The organism is Pseudomonas sp. TH15 (assembly GCF_016651105.1).
In the GTDB taxonomy this organism is placed as follows: domain Bacteria; phylum Pseudomonadota; class Gammaproteobacteria; order Pseudomonadales; family Pseudomonadaceae; genus Aquipseudomonas.
Window position 1 is genome coordinate 1,803,120 of sequence record NZ_JAEKEL010000001.1, and the last position, 19,274, is coordinate 1,822,393.

Genomic DNA, 19,274 nt, shown 5'->3' on the forward strand with positions numbered 1-19,274 from the left:
ACTTCTTTCGTCTGCAAACTGTGTCGCGGCGGCTGTGCGTGGGCAGACTTCGGTCTGGCCGGTTGCCTACTTATCGGTATTTCCACCCTGCGCATAGCTGCCACCTTTTGTCGTGTGGAAACGACAAGAGCTGGCTCCCACAGCCAAGTAGGAGTTTTTTATGGACAAGCTAATTCGCGACCCTCCCCCCGAATCCAGCTCCCCGCTCGAAGACGCCATCCGCATCGACGATCAAGTCAAAAACCGCGAAGCGATCAAGCGCGCCCTCGACTTCTATCTTTGCCCGCCACCTTCAAAACCCTACCAGCCCAGCACGATGTTTCTCGTGCAGCCAAACATCGACACCGAAACGTTGCTCGCCCACGCCTGTGAATCCCTGGCCTCGGCCAATGTAATGCCGAGCGATTTTGCAGACCAGCTCAGTCGCCCGCAGCGCAACACGGCGCTGGCGATCCAGCAGATTGTGATGCTGGCTGAACCTGCAGTGAGCCGGGCGCTGGACCGGATTGATCCGCAAACCTGAGCTTGTGTCGATTGCTTTGTGCATTGATGCTGCTGGTCAAATTGACGCCATCATTTTGACATTTTGATGGTGTCGAAATGATGGCTATTGTACATTCCCCGCACTCCAACCAGGCCTTCTGGTGGGGTCGGTAGGGATGCCTGAGTAAATGTGAACCCTGCTGAAACTTTTCAAGTTTTCGGAAGGGAATCTCGTTTGAATACCTCATGTTTGCGCCACTCGTTGTTGGCGCTGTCCATCGCTGCTGCCACGCTGCACGCCTCGACCGCTGTGGGCGCCGACCTGAATTACGATCTCAGCGGCGGGCCGCTGAACAGTAACCTGCAGACCTGGGGGCTGGTCGATTTGAACGGCAACGGCACCATCGCTGCCGGGGCGCCGTCGACCTTTACTTACGCGGCTCAGTTCGCGGGGCTGACCGCTGACCAGTTACGCAACAACGGTAATATCCGCATCGATGGCGCCAATCACAGTGTCGGTATCAGCCTCGGCTCCTCTGGCGCAGTGCCGAGCAAAATCACCAATAGTCTGATCAACGACGGTTCGATCTCGGTTCACGGCTTGACCGGTTCGGGTGACTCCACCGGTATTGGCGACATTGGCAGTACGATCGGTGGCACTCTTTCCAACACCGGCAGCATCGATGTCAGTGGCGAGCGCGCCAGCGGCGTCATGCTGGTGCATACCACGTTGGGCGGGTTCAGCAATGAGGGCACTATCAGTGCCAGCGGGGCAGAGGCGCTTGGGGTGTTTCTCGACGGTGCCACGCTTAAAAATCCGCTTAACAACAGTGGTGTGATTCGCGCCAGCGGTAGCAATGCCGAGGCGCTGACGCTGGAAGGAGTGAAATTCACCTCCAGCAGTTTGCTGGCCAACAGCGGCACGATTTCCGGTGAGTCCATCGGCATTCACATCAGTGACCAGACAGCAGGCAGCAACCTGTTCAGAATTTATCAGCTGAGCGGCTCGATCGAGGGCGGTTCGGCGGCGATCCAGGTTGATGATGGGCAAACGTATTTCGACTTCTTCGGCGGTACGGTCAAGGGTGATCTGCTCGGGCTGGCCGGCGTGCGGGTCGACGGCGACGCAACGTTCGATGGTTCGACGATCAAGTCAGGTTACGTCACCATCGAAGAAGGCACGCTGACCCTGGTGCGACCGCACACCACGATCATCGGCGACTTCGACATGGAAGAAGCCAATTCGGTGCTGGAGCTGTACCTGGGCAATGACACCAATCCGGCGCTGCCGGTTTTGAAAGTCACCGGGACTACCGAGATCGCGCCAGGCGGGCAGTTGCGTTTGCTGGCTCGCTCCAGCGACTTCCGCGTCACTCCCGGTGGCACGCGTTACACCTTGATCAGCTCGGGCAATCTGGTCGGTGGCAGCAACCTGACGGTCAGCTCCAGCTCGGCGTTGCTGGACGTGAAAAGCTTCGGTGTCGAAGGCAATGACATCACCAGCGTGGTGACCACCAAGTCGGATGAAACCCTGGCGGTCAACACGCTGGCCGCGGGCGGCAGTCGTAACGCGGCAACGGCGGTGGGGCGTCTTGCCAGTGTGATGTCACGTATCGATGAGCAGGACCCGGTGTTTCAGGCGTTCGCCAATGCCAGCACCGATGCCGAGCTGGCGCGGTTGTCCGAGGCACTCAGCCCGGACGTCAGCCGTGGGGTGCTTCACGCCACCACCAACAGCCAGACGCTGGTTTCGGGGGTGATCAATGATCGCTCCAGTCGTGCCCGCACAGCCGCCGGCTCGAGCGAAAAGGGCGTCTGGCTGCAAGCCTTGAGCAGCGATGCCAACCAGGACGCGCGCCGTGGCGTTGCCGGTTACGACGCCGACAGCCACGGCATCGCTGTGGGTGCCGACGGCCAGTTGAACGCCGACACGACGTTGGGTCTGGCGTACAGCTACCTCGACAGCGATGTGAAATCCGACCTTGGCAGCAAAACCAAAGTGACCGGGCACGCGCTGACCGTGTACAGCAATTGGGTACACGACAACTGGTTTGTCGATTCGTCGTTGATGGTCGGCTGGAACGATAACGAGTCCAAACGCTATATCGCCGGTACTCGTGCCAAGGGTGACTACGACAGTGACGTGTTCGGTGTGAGTGCATTGGCCGGTTACAGCCTGCGCCTGATGCCGGATGTCGTGTTGGAGCCGCAAGTCGGCGCACGTTACGCCAACGTGAGCATGGACGCGTATCACGAGAAGGGCAGTTCGGCCTCGTTGAATGTCGGCAGCCAGCGTTACGAAGTGGGTGAAATGGGCGTGGGCGCGCGTCTGGCCGCCGCGTTCGCGATCGGCACCGGCAGTCTTGAACCTGAGGCGAAGGTCATGGCGTGGCATGACTTCATCGGCGACAAGGTCGGCACCACATCATCGTTTGTGTTGGGTGGTGATTCGTTCACCAGCCGTGGCACCACACCGGTACGTGACAGTTATGAACTGGGGCTGGGTGCCAACTACCGGATGGGCGCCTGGAGTGTCGGCGGTTCGTACAATTACGTGACCGCCAGCGGTTTTGACTCCGACGGCTTCACCGCGAAAGTGCGCTACGCATTCTGACTCCTGTAGGCGCCGGCGAAGGCTGCGATCTTTTGAGGTTGATCGTAAAAACAAGATCAACAGATCGCAGCCTGCGGCAGCTCCTACAGGTGATTACAGTTGGTAGCTGAAGCTGATGCTGTAACGCGGTCGGCGGTTGAAGGTGTCCAGTGCTTCGTCGGACATTGCCTTCGCCGCCTCCAGCGCAATGTTGTAGTACTTGGCATCGCCGAATCGTAAACCGATCGCCGCCGACGACAGACTGTTGGCTTGCACCGGCAGTTGATTGAACCAGCTGCGCGAGCGGTCCAGCACCACATACGGTTGCAGAATCCGCACCCAATTGCCGTCGCGGTTGAAGCTGTAGTTGACCTCGTACGCCACCCCCAGCCTTTGTCGCCGGACGCCTGATCGTCGGGATAACCACGGCCGAAATTCTGCCCGCCGAACACCGCGCGTTCGCTGTCGGGCAAGGTGTCGTCGCTCCAGTACAGCGCCGCCGAAAGCACGCCTTGCCAGTTATCGAAGAACTTGTCGCTCTGCACTCCGGAAAGGCGCACGCGGAAGAAGTTCAGGTCGATGGCGCTGTTGTTGGTCTTCGCGCCCATGCTGTCGAGGCCTTGATAGACACCGCCGCTGAGGATTCGCAGCTGCCGCGCATCAGCCTTGCGCCAGTCACTTTCGAAGGCGAGGGCGCGGATGTCGGTGCGTTCTTCGACGCTCAGCGGGTAGCCGACGACGTTGTAGCGGGTTTTGTCGTTGACCGCATATAACCGCGAACCGGCGGTCAACAACTCGTTGGAGGCGGCGATCAGCGGGAAAGTGAAACCGACCGAGTAACGGTCATTCTCGCGATGCGGTTTGAGTTCCAGGCCGTTGTCGAGCTGTACGTTGGTGCCCGGATCGGCGCGGTAGCGTGAGGCAGACAGGGCGAGTTGCGCGCCTTCGGCGTTGAGGAACTGGTTGTAGTCCACACGGTAGTAATGCTCTTTGTCGTCACCCGGTGGGAAGAGGCCGCTGAGGGACAATTGCTCGCCCATCGAGGTCTGCGAATTGCTACTGACTCCGAGCAGCGCCTGCGTACCGTTGCGGTTGTCTTCAGTGGTGCTCAGCGAGCTGGTGAACGGCTTGCGGCTGGCTTCGGCCACCAGCGTGGTCGCGCCGTCGGTAGTGCCCGGTGGCGGCACCTGCGCCTGAATGGTCACGCCGGGAATGCGCGTCATCAGGGTGGTGTAACGCTCGAAGGTCTTGCGCGTCAGCGGCCGTTCGGCCTGAATTTTCGCGGCCAGTTTGTCGATCAGGTCTTTGACCCGGCCGACGTCGCCTTGCATCTGGATATCGCGGACATAGCCTTCCACCAGCACCACGCGCGCTACACCGTCATCAAAACTCTGTTGCGGCAAAAACGCGTAGGACAGCAGGTAACCGCCCTGCTGATAGCGACGAGTGATGTTGCGCGTGGCTTCGATCAGGTCGGCGAGGCTGGTTTGCCGGCCGATCAGGCCTTTGTAATTCTCGGCGAGTTCGGTCAGCGGATAGAGGGTGCCGCCTTCGATCTGCACTGTTTTCAGGTTCACCTTGGTGCTCATCATCAATGGCTGCGCGGCGGTCGCACCGGCATCCGGCACTTGCACCGGCGCGGCGCTCGGGCGATAGGCATCGGCCGGCAAGTTGGGCACGGGCAGGTTGCGAATGGTTTCGTTGCTATTGAGGAAGCTGGGCAGGGTGTCGGCGAGGGCAGCGGAACTGAGACTGAGGAACAACAGGGACGCCATAACGCGCATAGGACACTCCATGGTCAGATCGCAGCTCAAGGCTGTTTTTCCTAAGAAAAAAGCGGAAGACTCGTGGGAATCTTCCGCCCTCAACCAAGCGTAGGCGCTGTAGGTGAGGCCGTCGAATCGGCCAGGTGCAATTTAGCGTTTGTTGCCTCCCAGAGCGCCGGTCAACCCACCGAGTACGCCGCCCAGACCGCCACCGGTGGTGCCCCCGCTGGCACCGCCGTTGACCAGACCGCCGACCGCTGCAACGGTGCCGCCGACGTTGTTGACCAGACCACCGACTGCTGTGGTCACCGGGTTGTTGGTGGCGGCAATGCTGTTGCCGATACCGCTGACCGCGCCGCCGATCTGGCCGGTGAGTCCGGCGACTGGCGAGCCTAAACCTGTGGCTGCGCCGACTTGTTGCGTGACGTTGGTGACCGCGCTGGTGACCGGGTTCAGGCCTGCGCCCAAGGTGGCGCCAACGGTGGCCAGTGGCGAGGTCGTTGCGGTAATCGGTGAGCCCGAGCCGCCCAGCACGGTGTTGAGCGAGGCGACGGTGTTGCCCAGTCCGACTGCAGTGACGCCACCAGCACTGACGACGCCGTTGGTGTTGCCGGCGTTCAGACCGGCGCCGACATTGACCACCGCGCCGCCGACGGTTTGCAGCAGACCAGTCCCACCGAGGCCGCCGCCCAGACCACCACCCAGACCACCACCCAGACCACCGCCAGTGCCGGAGCCGCTGCTGTTGGACACCAGACCGCCAGCCTTGCCAACCGCTGTCCCGGTATTGCTCAAGGCGTCGCCCAGCGTGTTGGTCACGGCATTACCATTGCCAGCGTCGGTGACCTTGTCGCCCAGGCCGTTGACGGCACCGCCGACTTTCGAAATCACTCCTTTGAGCGGATCACCCAGACCGGTCGCATCGCCGATCTTGTCGGTGGTGCTTTCAACCATGGCGATCACCGGCACCAAACCGGCGCCGACTTTATCCGTCAGTTGGCTGGTCGGGCCATTGGTCAGGGTGGTGTCGAGGGTATTGCCGAGCATGGTGACTTTCGCGCCGACACCGTCGAGCAATGGCGCCACTTTGGTGATCACGCCGCCGACCACCGGAACGCTGTTGGTGGCGGTGACCAGTTTGCCACTGAGGTCAGTCACGCCATTGCCGACATCCGTGACCACGCCGCCAACCGAGGCAACTGTGGTGGTCAGGCCTTTAGGATCGGTTGACAGTTTGCCGATGCCATTGGCGACACCATCGCCAAGAGTCGTGACCACGTTGCCGGCGGTGTTGGCCGCGCTTTGCACCACGCCACCGACCACAGGAACAGTGCTCAGCGAGTCGCCAATCTGGCCGACGCCATCACCGACGCCAGCCACGGTTTTACCGACATCCTGCACCAGGGTAGTGGTCACCAATGGTGTGGTGGTCGGATTGGTTGGATTCGTCGGGTTGGTTGGGTCGGTTGGATTTGTAGGGTTCGTCGGATTGGTCGGATCGGTTGTGCCAGTACCACCCGTACCACCCGTACCGCCGGTTCCGCCTGTACCCGCGGTATCACCGGTGCCGCCAGTACCGCCCGTGCCACCAGTGCCGCTTGTGCCACTGGTAGGCGAGGAACTGCCGGAGCTGCTGTGATGGCCGCCACCGCCGCTGCTGCAACCGGCGAGGCCGAGGGAGAGAATCAATGCCAAAGCGATTGCTGATTTGCACCACACGTCTTGAGTTTTCATGATCGAGATTCCTTGCACCTGTCACAACGTTCGTTGCCTTCGATGGCTTGCCGATCTGTCGCCGACAATGCCTCGTCCGTGGCTCTAATCTCAGTCGATGGTGCGTTTCCGACCATTCTCAAGTTGGTATTAACGCCTTTATATATAAGGCGCAAAGCAGCGCCTAAGGACTAATACCCAGGTAATAGAGGCGCAAAAAAAGCCTTGAAAATCAAGGCCGGGAATTTTCAACTGCGAGGCAATAGGGCGGAAAAAACTTAAGTGATATACACACAATTAACAGGCCTGCTGCGGCTTTTTGACCCAACTCAACCCCCCTGTGGTGAGGGGATTTATCCCCGTTGGGTTGCGCAGCATCCCCTAGGATCTCAAGCGTTCAGATAGATCGAGTTCACCGGTCTTACGACGGCTGCGCCGCCGAACGGGGATAAATCCCCTCGCCACAGAATCTTCCTATGGCCTGGTATGCGTCTGCGGGGCAAGAGGGCGGAAAAAACTTAAGTGATATACACACAATTAACAGGCCTGCCGCGGCTTTTTGACCCAACTCAACCCCCTGTGGTGAGGGGATTTATCCCCGTTGGGTTGCGCAGCAGCCCCCAGGATCTCAGGCGTTCAGATAGATCGAGTTCACCGGTCTTACGACGGCTGCGCCGCCGAACGGGGATAAATCCCCTCGCCACAGGATCTTCCTTTGGCCTGGTATGCATCTGCGGGGGAAGAGGGTGGAAAAAACTTAAGTGATGTACACACAATTAACAGGCCTGCTGCGGCTTTTTGACCCGACTCAACCCCCTGTGGTGAGGGGATTTATCCCCGTTGGGTTGCGCAGCAGCCCCAGGATCTCAGGCGTTTCAGATAGATCGAGTTCACCGGTCTTACGACGGCTGCGCCGCCGAACGGGGATAAATCCCCTCGCCACAGGATCTTCCTATGGCCTGGTATGCGTCTGCGGGGCAAGAGGGCGGAAAAAACTTAGGTGATGTACACACAATTAACAGGCCTGCCGTGGCTTTTTGACCCAACTCAACCCCCCTGTGGTGAGGGGATTTATCCCCGTTGGGTTGCGCAGCGGCCCCAGGATCTCAGGCGTTTCAGATAGATCGAGTTCACCGGTCTTACGACGGCTGCGCCGCCGAACGGGGATAAATCCCCTCGCCACGCTCCCTGTGGCCTGGGATGGTTCAGCCGATCGGCTGCCACTGCCCGACCATGTGTTCCAGGTCATTCGCGCCGATCAGGCGCAGTTCGCCACTGGACGCCGCCGCACTGGCCAGCAACGTCACCTCGCTGGGCAAGCGCACCGGTTTGCGAAACTGCACCGCAATCTCGATATTCGCCGTCGGCAAATGATCCGCCAGTGCCGCGAGGGTGCGTGCCTTGTTCCACAGCCCATGAGCAATGGCCGTAGGAAAACCGAACAACTTGGCACTGACCGCACTCAGGTGTATCGGGTTGTAGTCCCCGGACACCTTGGCGTATTGCCGGCCAATGTCCGCCGGGGCTTTCCAGCGAGCCACCTCGGTCAGCGCCAGCGTCGATGCCAGCACCTCTTCAACCGGTTCGCCCTCGAGTTTGACCCCGCGACAGAGCATCTGGCTTTCGGCCTCCCATAGCGTGCCCAACTGATCATCCAGGGTCGTGACCAGATCGAACGTCGCGCCCTTGGCGTGGGGTTGCAGGTTCTGCACCTGCACGCTGACCCGCACACGATTCACCCCGCCCATGGGGCGCAGCACCCGAATGCGATTGCTCAGGTGAATCAGCCCCAACAGCGGAAATGGAAACTCCTTGGCCGTGAGCAATTGCATCTGCAGGGCAAACGCCAGGATATGTGGATAAGTCGGCGGTAACAGACCGTTGTCGGCGAAACCACAAACCTTGCGATAGTCCGCCAGGCGTTTCGGATCGACAGTGAGCCAGCAGCGTAAACCCGAGTCGGGCAGGGTGGTGCCGGTGATTTTTCGGCGCAGGGCCGCCCGCAGGTACAACTCGGGCAGGCTCGGTTCTCGGTTGAGTGTGTGCCAGTCGATGATCATCGCTACGCCCCCAGGACACTTTGTCCGCAGACCCGCAACGCTTGCCCGGTGAACGCACCGGTGCCTGGTTGCGCGAGCCAGGCCACCGCTTCGGCGACGTCCTGCGGCAAGCCGCCCTGGCCCAGTGAACTCATGCGGCGCCCGGCCTCACGCAGGGCAAACGGAATGTGCGCGGTCATCTGGGTTTCGATAAACCCCGGCGCCACCGCGTTGATGCTGATGCCGCGCTCATGCAGCAGCGGCGCCCAGGCTTGGGCGAGGCCGATCAGCCCGGCCTTGCTCGCGGCGTAGTTGGTTTGCCCGCGATTACCGGCGATGCCGCTGATCGAGGCCAGCAAAATCACCCGGCCGTTGTCGCGCAGGGTGCCGGCGTCGAGCAGCGCTTTGGTCAGCACTTGCGGCGCATTGAGGTTGACCGCCAGCACCGCGTCCCAGAATTCCGGGGTCATGTTGGCCAGGGTTTTGTCGCGGGTGATGCCGGCGTTGTGGACCACGATGTCGATGCCGTCGGGCAAGTGTTCGATCAACTGTGCGGCGGCATCCTCGGCGCAAATATCCAGGGTGATGGCGCGCCCGCCGAGGCGTGCGGCGAGGGCTTCAAGATCGGTCTTGGCCGGTGGCACGTCGAGCAGAATCACATCTGCGCCATCACGGGCCAAGGTTTCGGCGATGGAGGCCCCGATCCCGCGAGCGGCGCCCGTCACCAGCGCTTTGCGGCCCGACAGTGGGCGAGTCCAGTCCTGCACCGGCGTGTCGCAAGCGGTCAGGCGAATCGCTTGCCCGGACACGAAAGCACTTTTGGGTGAGAGGAAAAACCGCAGCGGACCTTCCAGTTGATCCTCGGCCCCATCGCCGACGTAGATCAGTTGCAGGGTGCCGCCACTGCGCAGCTCTTTGGCGAGCGAACGGCTGAAACCTTCCAGGGCTCGCTGGGCGCTGGCGGCGAATGGGTCGGTCAAGGTTTCCGGCGCACGGCCCAGAATCACCAGGTGCGCGCTGTTATCGAGGTTTTTCATCAGCGGTTGAAAAAACTCGCGCAGCTGTTTGAGCTGATCGGTTTGCACCAGGTGACTGGCGTCGAACACCACGGCTTTGAGTTTCGGGCCATGGCCGGGAATCCATGCGGTAGCCAGGGACGGCTCGGTGCCGTAGCTGTAAATCGCGTCGGTCAGGCGGTTGGCGAAAACGCTGACATTTTCTGCCAGCGGGCCGCCGCCGATCAGCAGCGCCCCTTCGACAGGTCGCAGGCGTCCGGCCTGCCAGCGTTCCAGGCGAACCGGCGACGGCAGACCCAAAGCCCCGACCAGGCGGTGGCCGATGGACGAATTGGCGAAGTCGATATAACGGTCTGACATGGAACGCTCTCCGGCAGCTGGGGTTCAAAGTGTGGACCACGAATGGCGATCAGTCGTTCGATCCACGAGATAAGGCCTACGCTTGAACACAGAGTAGTTGGCGACTGAAGGTTTTGTCGGCGAACACAAATTCAGCAACACAGCAGAACCCTTGTAGGAGCCTCTGTGGCGAGGGGGTTTGTCCCCGTTCGGCTGCGAAGCAGTCGTAAAACCTGCACACGCGGTATTTCAAACAGACCGCGCTGCATGGAAAGGGGCCGCTTCGCAGCCCAGCGGGGATAAATCTCCTCGCCACAGTGGCTCCTACAGAGAATCCAGGTGAATTCGATCAATTTGAAAAGGAGCTTTTCATGACTCAGCTGCGCCGCGTCGCGATCATTGGCGGTAACCGTATTCCTTTCGCCCGCTCCAACGGGCCGTACGCCACCGCCAGTAACCAGGCGATGCTCACCGCAGCGCTCGAAGGCCTGATCGAACGCTTCAACCTGCACGGTTTGCGCATGGGCGAGGTGGCGGCCGGCGCGGTGCTCAAGCTCTCGCGGGATTTCAACCTGACCCGCGAATGCGTGCTCGGCTCGCGGCTGTCGCCGACCACCCCGGCCTACGACATTCAGCAAGCCTGTGGCACAGGTCTGGAAGCAGCGATATTGGTGGCCAACAAAATCGCCCTCGGCCAGATCGAGTGCGGCATTGCCGGTGGCGTCGATACCACCTCCGATGCGCCGATTGGCGTCAGCGAAGGTCTGCGCAAAATCCTTCTGGAAGCCAACCGCGCCAAAACCACAGGCGACAAACTGAAAACGATTCTGCAACTGCGTCCGCACCACCTGATCCCGGAATTTCCGCGCAACGGTGAGCCGCGCACCGGCCTGTCCATGGGCCAGCACTGCGAGTTGATGGCCCAGACCTGGAACATCCCTCGCGAGGAGCAGGATCAACTGGCCCTCGAAAGCCATCAGAAACTGGCCGCGTCCTACGCCGAAGGTTGGCACAACGATCTGATGACGCCGTTCCTCGGCCTGACCCGGGACAACAATCTGCGCCCGGACCTGACCCTGGAAAAACTCGCCTCGCTCAAACCGGCCTTCGAGAAAAGCGCCAAGGGCACCATGACGGCGGGCAACTCCACGCCACTGACCGATGGCGCGTCGCTGGTGCTGTTGGGCAGTGAAGAATGGGCGAAAGAGCGCGGCTTGCCGATCCTCGCGTACTTGCGCGACGGCGAAGCGGCGGCGGTGGATTTCGTCAACGGCGCCGAAGGGCTGCTGATGGCGCCGGTGTACGCCGTACCGCGTTTGCTGGCGCGCAATGGCCTGACCTTGCAGGATTTCGACTATTACGAAATCCACGAAGCCTTCGCCGCGCAGGTGCTCTGCACGTTGAAGGCCTGGGAAGATCCCGAATACTGCAAAACCCGCCTCGGCCTCGACGCGCCGCTGGGCTCCATCGACCGCAACCGGCTCAACGTCAAGGGCAGTTCACTGGCGGCGGGGCATCCGTTTGCGGCTACGGGTGGGCGCATCGTCGCCAACCTGGCGAAGTTGCTGGACGCGGCGGGCAAGGGCCGCGGGTTGATCTCGATCTGTGCCGCCGGTGGCCAAGGCGTAACAGCCATCATCGAACGCTGAAAAGCCCCTCACCCTAACCCCCTCCGGGAGGGAGAGGGCTGGGGTGAGGGTGTTTTCTGACCCGATGTCAGATTCTGTCGCAAATGCCCTCAACACCGATCAGCAACATTTACCACCGCCTCGGCTATGATTCGCCGCGGTCAGATTTTCGGCACATTGTGTGCATCTGCAATGTTCATAGGTCGGCAACCCCTCCCCGACGCGCAAGGATTGCCGTATAACGAATGACTTTCGCGTGTTTGGTAATAAAGGACCCACAATAAAAGCTGATGAAGACTCCAAAACGCATTGAACCCCTGATCGAGGACGGTCTGGTCGACGAGGTGCTGCGCCCACTCATGAGTGGTAAAGAAGCAGCTGTTTATGTGGTGCGCTGCGGTAATGAGCTACGTTGCGCGAAGGTCTACAAGGAGGCGAATAAACGCAGTTTCCGTCAGGCGGCCGAGTACCAGGAAGGCCGCAAGGTGCGCAACAGCCGACAGGCTCGGGCGATGGCCAAGGGCTCCAAGTTCGGCAAGAAAGAAACCGAGGACGCCTGGCAGAACGCCGAAGTCGCGGCCCTGTTCCGTCTGGCCGGCGCCGGTGTGCGGGTGCCCAAGCCGTATGACTTCCTCGAAGGCGTACTGCTCATGGAGCTGGTGGCCGATGAATACGGCGATGCCGCGCCACGTCTGAACGACGTGGTGCTGGAACCGGATCAGGCCCGTGAATATCACGCGTTCCTGATTTCCCAAATCGTGCTGATGTTGTGTACCGGTCTGGTGCACGGTGACCTTTCGGAGTTCAACGTACTGTTGACCCCGACCGGCCCGGTCATCATTGACTTGCCGCAAGCTGTGGATGCGGCGGGCAACAACCACGCGTTCAACATGCTGGAGCGGGACGTGGGCAACATGGCGTCCTACTTCGGGCGTTTTGCGCCGGAGTTGAAAAAGACCAAGTACGCCAAGGAAATGTGGGCGCTCTACGAAGCCGGCACCTTACACCCGGCCAGCGTGTTGACCGGCGAGTTCGACGAGCCGGAAGAGCTGGCGGACGTTGGCGGCGTCATACGCGAAATCGAGGCCGCACGCCTGGATGAAGAGCGTAAACAAGCGGTGCGCGCGGCTGATGATGCGCCACCGGGCAAAACCGAAGAACCGCCTCCACCTTGGATGCAGTGATCGGTTAACGAAAAACCCGGCGCAGGCCGGGTTTTTTGTGTGCAGAACAGCAGAAATCCCTTGCAGGAACAGAGCTTGCTCGCGAAAGCGCTTCGTCTGCCAATATGATGGTGACTGACACGCCCCCTTCGCGAGCAAGCTTTGCTCCTGCAGTGGATATAAAAGGGCCAGATCAAAAGATCGCAGCCCGCGGCAGCTCCTACAAGGATCGTATGTGAGTACTTTACGCAACACCCACTTGATCATCACCGCTCGGCTGATTTCCGATTTCGGCGCCTTCCTCAACATGGTTGCGCTGGCCACCTACGTCTACCTGCTGAGCAACAGCGCCATGAGCGTCGGGATTTTCCTCGCCAGTCGCGTCGGCGGGGGATTTTTGCCAGTCTGGTGGGCACTCGCTTTTACCGACGCTGGAATGGCCGCGTACCGCTGATCGCGTTCGATCTGTTGCGCGCCGGTTTGCTCGGCCTGCTGCTGATCACGCCGGTCAGTCTGCAAGCATTGCTGCTGCCGGTAATTGCGTTTGGTCTGGGGTTTGGCAATTCGATGTTCGCCATCGGCCTCAACAGCCAATTGCCGAACCTGATCGACCGCGAACACTTGCTCAAGACCAACGCCTGGATCACTTCGGCAGCGTCCATTGCGATGGTCGGTGGCAGTCTGGTGGCGGGGTTGGTGGTCGCGGCGTTTGGCTTTGAAGCGGTGTTCGCACTGAATGTGGTCACCTATCTGCTGGCGGCGTTGTTGATTGTGCCGTTGCGATTTCGCGCAATCGTTCCTGCTGCAGAATCGAATTCCGAACGCGGGGAATGGTCGGCGCTGCTTCAGGGGTTACGGTCCGCTCCGGTGCTGGCGGCGATGCTTGCAGTCGCCATGGCCGACACCCTCGGCAGCGCGGCGCACAACGTCGGGTTCCCGATCATCTCCCGACTGTTGACGCCGGAATCGGCCAGTACCACGTTGGGTCTGATGCTGGCGGTCTGGGCCAGCGGCAAACTCATCGGCGCGCGGATTGCCAGCCGTCTCAAAGGCTCGGACAACATCAATTTGGAGCGGCGGTTTTTCTTCGGCGTGCTGCTGATGTCCTGCGGCTTCATCCTGATGTTCCAGCAACAGACCCTTTACGGTTTGCTGCTGTTCTCGTTGCCGGCCGGGCTGGGCGACGGTTTTTCCGAAGTCGGTCTGATGTCGCGCCTGCAACGTGAGCCGGACCACCTGCGTCTGCCGATCTTCAGCTTCCTTACGCTGTTGCAAATGACCGGCTTCGGTATCGGCATGCTGATCGCCGCGCCGTTCTATGCCTGGTGGACGCCCGGCGCGGTGGTGATGTTGTTCCACGGTATTCCCCTCACCACGTTGCTGGTGGTGAAGGGCTTGTCGCTCAGGCGCGAGCAGGCTCGGCGCAGCAACCCGACGCCAGCTCCTTGAGGATCGGGCAGTCGGGGCGGTGGTCGCCCTGACAGTGCTCGACCAAATCCTGCAAGGTGTCGCGCAGTTGGCCGAGTTCGCGGATCTTCTGGTTCAGCTCGTCGATGTGTTGACGGGCCAGTGCCTTCACATCAGCGCTGGCCCGCTGGCGGTCCTGCCAAAGGGTCAGCAGTTTACCGACCTCTTCCAGTGAAAACCCCAAGTCCCGGGAACGCTTGATGAAGGCCAGTGTGTGCAGGTCATCATCGCCATAGACCCGGTAGCCGCTGTCGGTGCGATGGGCAGCCTTGAGCAAGCCTGTGGATTCGTAATAACGGATCATCTTCGCGCTCAGGCCACTGTGGCGGGCCGCTTGGCCGATGTTCATCGGTTGTCCTCCAGATCCTTGGGTTTCCAGGTTTTCAACAGTAACGCATTGCTCACCACGCTGACGCTCGACAGCGCCATGGCCGCGCCGGCCAGTACCGGGTTGAGGAAGCCGAACGCCGCCAGCGGAATGCCGATCAGGTTATAGACGAAGGCCCAGAACAGATTTTGCCGGATCTTCGCGTAGGTCTTGCGGCTGATCTCCAGCGCCGCCGGCACCAGCCGTGGATCACCGCGCATCAGGGTGATCCCGGCGGCGTGCATCGCCACGTCAGTGCCGCCACCCATGGCGATGCCGATATCCGCGGCGGCCAGCGCAGGGGCGTCGTTGATGCCGTCGCCGACCATCGCCACCACGCCGGTTTTCTTCAATTCGGCGACGGTGGCGGCTTTGTCCGCCGGGAGGACTTCAGCGTGAACATCTTTAATCCCCAAAGCGTCGGCCACTACTTTGGCGCTGCCACGGTTGTCGCCGGTCAGCAGGTGGCTGCTGATATTGCGTGCGTTGAGTTGCTGCACCGCTTGCAAGGCACCGGGCTTGAGGGTGTCGCCAAAGGCAAACAGGCCGAGCACGCGCGGATCGGGGCTTTGCTCGATCAGCCAGGACAGCGTCCGGCCTTCGGTTTCCCAGGCTTTTGCGGAATCAGCCAAGGAGCCCGCGCTCAAAGCGCTTTCCTCCAGCAGACGACGATTGCCCAGCGCCAACCGACGCCCGTCGAGGGTGCCGGCAATCCCGCGTCCGGTCAGCGACTGGCTGTCGCTGACATCGGCCACGATCAACCCACGCTCGGCGCAAGCATCCAGAACAGCTTTGGCCAGCGGGTGTTCGCTGCCCCGTTGCAGCGCGCCGGCCATTTGCAGCAGCGGCGCTTCATTACCGTCAACCGCGCTCAAATGAGCGATGCGCGGGGTACCGGAGGTCAGGGTGCCGGTCTTGTCGAAGACCACCGCGCTGACTTCATGGGCACGCTCCAGCGCTTCGGCGTCCTTGATCAAAATCCCGTAGCGCGCCGCCACGCCAGTGCCGGCCATGATCGCGGTCGGCGTGGCCAGGCCCAAGGCGCAAGGGCAGGCGATCACCAGCACCGCGACGGCGTTGATCAATGCCGTTTCGATCGGTGCGCCGTATAGCCACCAACCGATCAACGTCGCCAGGGCCAGGACCAATACCGTCGGCACGAACACCTGGCTGACTTTATCCACCAGTTTCTGGATCGGCGCTTTCGCGGCTTGAGCATCCTCGACCAGACGAATGATCCGCGCCAATACGGTTTCGGCGCCGAGCGCCAAGGTGCGAACCAGCAACCGACCTTCGCCGTTGATCGCACCACCGGTGACTTTATCGCCGGGTTGTTTTGGCACTGGCAGGCTTTCGCCGCTGATCAACGCTTCGTCGGCGTGGCTCTGGCCTTCCACCACTTCGCCGTCCACGGGGAAGCGTTCGCCGGGTTTGACCATGACCAGATCATTCAGGCGCAAGGCGCTGATGGCGACATCTTGTTCACGGCCGTCGATGACTTGAATCGCCCGCTCCGGACGCAAGGCTTCCAGTGCGCGAATGGCGCTGGCGGTCTGGCGTTTAGCGCGACTTTCCAGGTATTTGCCCAGCAGCACCAGGGCGATTACCACCGCTGACGCTTCGAAATACAGATGCGGCATACGCCCGGCGGCGGTGGCCCATTCGTAGAGGCTCAAGCCATAACCGGCGCTGGTGCCCAGGGCGACGAGCAGGTCCATATTGCCGGCCCCGGCGCGCACGGCTTTCCAGGCAGCGACGTAAAACCTTGCGCCGAAGATGAATTGCACCGGCGTGGCCAAGGCGAATTGTGCCCAGGCCGGGAGCATCCAGTGCACGCCTAAGGGCTGCAGCAGCATCGGCAGCACCAGTGGCAGGGCGAGGGCGATGGCCGCGAGCAAGATCCAGCGCTCACGATGAAGGCGGGCCTGTTGATTGTCGGTGGGGTGTTCGACTTCCCAGACGCTGGCGTTGTAGCCCGCCTTGGTGACAGCGGCGATCAGGATTTGCGGATCGATGTGGCCGAGCAGTTCGAGGTGCGCACGTTCGTTGGCCAGGTTGACGCTGACGCTTTTCACCCCTGGCACCTTGGTCAGCGCCCGTTCGACCCGGCCGACGCAGGACGCGCAGGTCATGCCGTCGATGCTCAACTCCAGACTTTGCTGCGGCACGCTGTAGCCGGCCTGCTGCACCGCGTCCATCAATGCAGGCAAGCTGTCGCTGGGCGCTTGGATACGCGCCTGCTCGGTGGCCAGGTTGACACTGACGGCTGTGGCGCCGATGACTTTGCTCAAGGCGCGCTCGACACGCCCGGCGCAACTGGCGCAGGTCATGCCGGCAATCGGCAGGTCGAAAGTGGTGGATTCGGACATCGGTCACGCTCCCTGTAGAAAGTGTCTACAGGATCAACCTTGCCATGCTGGCAAGGTCAAGCGCCATGTTCCAGATCAATAGATCAAAAGATCGCAGCCTTCGGCAACTCCTACATTGATGGTGTGGTAACCCAATCCTGTAGGAGGTGCCGAAGGCTGCGATCTTTTACAGGCGACTCAATACTCGAGAGCGGCCGGCCGCAGGTACATCCCTCTCGCCGTCGTCGCAATCCGGTACTTCACGACATCGCCGGCCTTGAGCGTGATTTCCTGCGCGGGCGGTGCCAGCATGCCAGGGCTGCAGCCCGGGACTTGACCGGGTTCCAGCTTCAGACGTACGGAAATCGTGCCGTGAGGCAGGTTGAACGAGATGGTCTGCTCCTGCAGCAATCGCCCCACAGGCTGGTCCTGTATGTACACGCCAATCTCGCAGGAGGTCGCCACTTCCAGGCGCTCACGCGAGATGATCAGAACCGCGTAATCCTCGCCGGCGGCGTTGGCCGAAGGCAGGGCGGCGAAAAGGCTGAGGAAGCCAAACAGGCTGAGAGTTGACCAGCGCATGGCTGAATCTCCAGAGGTCGAGTCATTGATGGACGCAGCTTGGCCGAGCGCGCGGCCGATTGCCAGCCCGGCAGTCTATTTCAGAACTTGACCTTGCCATGGTGGCAAGCTCGAGACTGCCGGCAGATCATCCAAAAGCCTCATTACAGGAGTCATCCCATGCAAGTGTTCAACGTTCAAGGCATGTCCTGCGGTCACTGCGTCAAGGCCATCACCCAAGCCCTGCAAGCCAGGGACCCGGCCGCCAGCGTGCGCGTGGATCTGGGGGCGAAGGAAGTCGGCGTCGAAAGCGCACTGACCACCGAGCAGGTGATCGCCGCGATCACTGAAGAAGGCTACGAAGCCAAAGTCGCCTGAAACATTTGCTTTTGTAGGAGCAAAGCTTGCTCGCGAAGAGGCCGGCACATTCAACATCGATGTCGACTGACACTCCGCGATCGCGAGCAAGCCCGCTCCCACATTGATTTGAGTTCATCCAGCAGTTTTTAATAGTTAGCGACCTATCGGAATGTTCAAGGCGTCCCCGCGCGGCTAGACTGTCGAGCTGTCGAACCACGCCCAACTGGATGCCCGATGAACTTGCGTACCATTTTGATTCTTGGCGCCCTGACCGCTTTCGGTCCGCTGGCGATCGATTTCTATCTGCCGGCGTTCCCGGCCATCGCGCAAGCGTTCGGCACCGACGAAAAACACGTTCAAATGACGCTCGCTGCGTATTTTCTTGGCTTGTCCATTGGTCAGTTGCTCTACGGCCCGGTGGCGGATCGTTTCGGGCGGCGTATTCCGTTGCTGACTGGCGTTGGCTTGTTCACCGCTGCTTCCCTGGCCTGCGCATTTGCGCCGAATCTGGAATGGCTGATGGGTGCGCGATTCATCCAGGCGCTGGGCGGTTGCGCGGGAATGGTGATCTCCCGGGCGGTGGTCAGTGATAAATGTGATGCGGTGGGCTCGGCGAAGGTCTTTTCCCAACTGATGCTGGTGATGGGCCTGGCGCCGATTCTTGCACCGATGCTCGGCGGATTGTTGGTCAACACCACGGGCTGGCAGTCGATCTTCCTGGTGTTGACCTGCTTCAGCGCCTTGGCCGCCCTGGCCGTGGCCCTCGGGTTGCCGGAAAGCCTGCCGGACTATGTGCCGCGCCAACCGTTGAAAGGGGCATTGCGGCAGTACGGTCGCTTATTAGCCGACCCGGTTTACCTCGGCCACGCCCTGACCGGCGGTCTCGCCGTCGCCGGGATGTTTGCCTACATCTCTGGTTCGCCGTTTGTCTTCATCAAGCTTTATGGCGTGCCGGCCGAGCATTTCGGCTGGCTGTTCGGCACCAACGCGGCGGGCTTCATTCTGGTGGCGCAGGTCAACGCGCGACTGTTGGCCAAGCGTGGCCCAGCGTTCCTGCTGGCGCGCACAGTCTGGATTTATCTGGGCGCGGGCCTGACATTGCTCGCTGTCAGCTCACTGCACACCGAACAGCTTTGGCCGCTGCTGATTCCATTGTTTGTCTGCATCGCCAGCCTCGGTTGCATCCTCCCCAACGCTTCAGCCTGCGCCATGAACGGACAGGGCGCCCGCGCCGGCAGTGCATCGGCGCTGCTCGGCTGCCTGCAATTCAGCATCGCCGCCGGGGCGTCGGCACTGGTGGGCGTTTTACACGATGGCAGCGCCATGCCGATGGCTACGGTCATCAGCCTGTGCGGGATTCTGGTGGTGAGCGTCGCGATGCTCACCCGGCGTTTGCAAAATGCCCGGGCGCTGGCCCAAGCAGAGGCGTGA

Annotated in this window: 12 protein-coding genes and 2 pseudogenes; 7 read left to right on the forward strand and 7 right to left on the reverse strand. The window is 61.1% G+C overall.

Annotated features, from left to right (window positions below; genetic code table 11):
• Positions 1-160: 160 nt before the first annotated feature.
• The gene (locus tag JFT87_RS08115; protein WP_201200298.1) at positions 161-523 is read left to right on the forward strand and encodes a DUF6124 family protein; all 363 of its coding nucleotides are present in this window, start codon (positions 161-163) and stop codon (positions 521-523) included.
• A 195-nt stretch (positions 524-718) separates the two neighbouring features.
• On the forward strand, positions 719-3,097 hold the full coding sequence (locus JFT87_RS08120) for an autotransporter family protein (protein ID WP_201200299.1): 2,379 nt from the start codon (positions 719-721) through the stop codon (positions 3,095-3,097).
• A 93-nt stretch (positions 3,098-3,190) separates the two neighbouring features.
• Here the strand turns inward: JFT87_RS08120 and JFT87_RS08125 are convergent.
• From JFT87_RS08125 to JFT87_RS08140, 4 genes and pseudogenes are all read right to left on the reverse strand, one after another.
• Positions 3,191-4,860 (reverse strand): annotated as a pseudogene (locus JFT87_RS08125) (ShlB/FhaC/HecB family hemolysin secretion/activation protein).
• A 132-nt stretch (positions 4,861-4,992) separates the two neighbouring features.
• On the reverse strand, positions 4,993-6,576 hold the full coding sequence (locus JFT87_RS08130) for a collagen-like triple helix repeat-containing protein (protein WP_201200300.1): 1,584 nt from the start codon (positions 6,574-6,576) through the stop codon (positions 4,993-4,995).
• Positions 6,577-7,760: 1,184 nt separating this feature from the next.
• Positions 7,761-8,615 (reverse strand): MaoC family dehydratase, encoded by an 855-nt coding sequence (locus JFT87_RS08135; RefSeq protein WP_201200301.1) that lies wholly within the window; start codon positions 8,613-8,615, stop codon positions 7,761-7,763.
• 2 nt (positions 8,616-8,617) lie between these two features.
• Positions 8,618-9,970 (reverse strand): 3-oxoacyl-ACP reductase, encoded by a 1,353-nt coding sequence (locus JFT87_RS08140; protein ID WP_201200303.1) that lies wholly within the window; start codon positions 9,968-9,970, stop codon positions 8,618-8,620.
• Between the two features lie 350 nt (positions 9,971-10,320).
• Between JFT87_RS08140 and JFT87_RS08145 the strand changes: the two genes are divergently transcribed.
• The 3 genes and pseudogenes from JFT87_RS08145 (at position 10,321) to JFT87_RS08155 (ending at position 14,189) form a co-directional block, all read left to right on the forward strand.
• The gene (locus tag JFT87_RS08145) at positions 10,321-11,598 is read left to right on the forward strand and encodes an acetyl-CoA C-acetyltransferase (RefSeq protein ID WP_201200305.1); all 1,278 of its coding nucleotides are present in this window, start codon (positions 10,321-10,323) and stop codon (positions 11,596-11,598) included.
• A gap of 269 nt (positions 11,599-11,867) precedes the next feature.
• Positions 11,868-12,761: a PA4780 family RIO1-like protein kinase gene (locus tag JFT87_RS08150; protein ID WP_201189303.1), complete on the forward strand. Its 894-nt coding sequence runs from the start codon at positions 11,868-11,870 to the stop codon at positions 12,759-12,761.
• Positions 12,762-13,047: 286 nt separating this feature from the next.
• Positions 13,048-14,189: pseudogene (locus JFT87_RS08155) on the forward strand (MFS transporter).
• On the opposite strand, the gene cueR reads toward JFT87_RS08155, so the two are convergent.
• The 3 genes from cueR to JFT87_RS08170 all read right to left on the reverse strand — a co-directional run bounded on the left by cueR (position 14,143) and on the right by JFT87_RS08170 (position 17,504).
• Positions 14,143-14,556 (reverse strand): Cu(I)-responsive transcriptional regulator, encoded by a 414-nt coding sequence (gene cueR, locus JFT87_RS08160; RefSeq protein WP_123598926.1) that lies wholly within the window; start codon positions 14,554-14,556, stop codon positions 14,143-14,145. The pseudogene JFT87_RS08155 and the gene cueR overlap by 47 nt on opposite strands.
• On the reverse strand, positions 14,553-16,943 hold the full coding sequence (locus JFT87_RS08165) for a heavy metal translocating P-type ATPase (protein WP_201200307.1): 2,391 nt from the start codon (positions 16,941-16,943) through the stop codon (positions 14,553-14,555). Before JFT87_RS08165 ends, cueR begins: the two co-directional genes overlap by 4 nt.
• 177 nt (positions 16,944-17,120) lie before the next feature.
• Entirely contained in the window at positions 17,121-17,504 is a 384-nt protein-coding gene (locus JFT87_RS08170; RefSeq protein WP_201200309.1) for a hypothetical protein, read from the reverse strand.
• Positions 17,505-17,663: 159 nt separating this feature from the next.
• Between JFT87_RS08170 and JFT87_RS08175 the strand changes: the two genes are divergently transcribed.
• Positions 17,664-17,861: a heavy-metal-associated domain-containing protein gene (locus JFT87_RS08175; RefSeq protein WP_201200311.1), complete on the forward strand. Its 198-nt coding sequence runs from the start codon at positions 17,664-17,666 to the stop codon at positions 17,859-17,861.
• 216 nt (positions 17,862-18,077) lie between these two features.
• Complete coding sequence (locus JFT87_RS08180) at positions 18,078-19,274, forward strand: multidrug effflux MFS transporter (protein ID WP_201200313.1); 1,197 nt, start codon at positions 18,078-18,080, stop codon at positions 19,272-19,274.